This window comes from Pedobacter sp. 01T416_2 (assembly GCF_056398925.1).
On sequence record NZ_JBFTQI010000919.1, the window covers coordinates 1 to 2,141 of the forward strand.

Consider the following 2,141-nt stretch of genomic DNA (forward strand, 5'->3'; position numbering starts at 1 on the left):
ATTGTAGATGGTGGTTTTACCTGCCCCAACCGCGATGGGAGCAAAGGTTACGGTGGTTGTACGTATTGTAACGTAGATTCTTTTACGCCGGAGCCTTCGCGTAAAAATCCAAATATTAAAGATCAGCTTGCCGAAGGCATGTTAAGGGCTAAAACTTCTTATAAAGCTGATAAGTATATTGTTTATTTCCAGCCTAATACCAATACCTATGCACCAGTACATTATTTAAAGATGATGTATGATGAAGCGCTATCGATTAATACCGAAGATATTGTTGGTTTTGCTGTGGGTACACGTCCTGATTGTATCGATGCAGAAAAGGTAGCTTTGTTAGAAAGTTATACCGACCGCTTCGATGTAGATTTAGAAATGGGCATGGAATCGATTTATGATGAAACCCTCGATCAGATCAACAGAGGTTGCAGTCATGGCGAATTTGTTGCTGCTGTAGAACTTTTAAAAGATAGTAAGCTCGATCTGTGCGTGCATACCATTTTTGGCTTCCCCTGGGAAACCCGCGAGCAGATGCACGGCTACATTCATGAAATTAACCGTTTTCCGCAAATCAAGTTTGTAAAGTTCCATCACCTTCATGTTGTAGAAGGATCGATAATGGGCGCTAAGTATAAAAAGGAACCCTTTAAATTGTTTTCTCTAGAAGAATATACCGACTTACTTTGCGAATTAATCCCTTTATTACGTCCGGATATTGTTATTCAGCGGCTTTTTGGCATTTCGGATTGGGATTTGTTGATTGCGCCTAACTGGGGACTTAACAAATCGGCAATTCAAACCTATATGGATAAAGAAATCGAAAAAAGAGGAGTGGTTCAAGGATCTGCTTATTTTTCGTAAAAAGTTAAATTTTTTAACGATTTTTTTAAAAACCCATGAAATTTCATGGGTTTTTCTGTTAATGATCGGTTTTTTTAGTCAAAATTTTACAAATTTTGGGTAAAATCATATAAATGATGGTTAATATGTGATTTTGTTTTTATTAAAAACTTGTATTAAAATCCCCTGTATTTTTTGGTATTTTTATTTTTAAGGTTAATTTTTGTGTTGTTTTATAAAAATCACTTGTTTTTATTAAAATATTTCAATTAAATGGTGTAAAAACTACAATATGTCGTATTTTTAGAAAAATAAATCAAGCATATTTCAATTATTTAAACAATACAAACAAATTAAACTAAAAACTATGAGTAAATTCTCCTTTAAACAGTATGCGCCTTTTGCGATATTGATGATTGTCGCAATTTTCGCTCTATTTATTCCACTTCTTCCTAATTTTGATGAAGGCAAGTATAGTGGGCCTGATATTGCATTCATATTAATCGCTTCTGCGCTTGTATTTTTAATGACTCCAGGCCTTGCATTCTTTTATGGTGGAATGGTTCACCGAAAAAATGTATTATCTACCATGATTAAAAGTGTGGTAGCGGCAGGAGTAATTACAGTTTTATGGACAGTAGTAGGTTTTAGTTTAGCCTTCGGAGATACCATTGGTGGTTTCATTGGAAATCCCTCAACGTTTTTGTTCTTTAAAGGTGTAAATTCTGGAGCACCACATCTTCAGGGAGGAGCAGACTTAACCATTCCGCTTTCTTTATTTGCAGTGTTTCAATTAATGTTCGCCATTATTACCCCAGGTTTAGTGGTAGGTGCCGTAGCAGAGCGTATCCGTTTTACCTCATACATCTTATTTATTGTTTTATTCGCAATATTCGTTTATTCTCCGTTAGCCCACTGGACATGGCACCCACAAGGTTTCTTGTTTAAAATGGGTGTATTGGATTTTGCGGGAGGTACCGTAGTTCACATTTCTGCTGGTATGGCTGCATTGGCTGGCGCATTGGTTTTAAAACGTAGAAAATCTCACTTAGAGCATAAAGAAGTTCCGCCTGCAAATATCCCTTACGTATTAATTGGTACAGGTTTATTATGGTTCGGTTGGTTCGGTTTTAATGCAGGTTCTGCATTAGGTGCAAATAGCTTAGCTGTTTCGGCATTCTTAACTACCAATACGGCTGCTGGTGCTGCAGGTTTATCGTGGATGTTCTTTGATGTTGCAAGAGGTAAAAAACCTTCGGTTTTAGGTTTTTGTATCGGTGCAGTAGTTGGTTTGGTAGCCATTACAC

At 36.6% G+C, this 2,141-nt stretch carries 2 protein-coding genes; both read left to right on the forward strand.

All coding sequences use genetic code 11. From position 1 onward, the window contains the following. Positions 1–855, forward strand: an 855-nt coding sequence (mnmL, locus tag AC1DPQ_RS25815) for a tRNA modification radical SAM protein MnmL/YtqA (protein WP_477611318.1), incomplete at its 5' end; no start/stop codon positions are given. A gap of 346 nt (positions 856–1,201) precedes the next feature. Beyond that, positions 1,202–2,141 (forward strand): ammonium transporter (locus AC1DPQ_RS25820; RefSeq protein ID WP_477611319.1); only part of this gene is annotated, 940 nt, incomplete at its 3' end.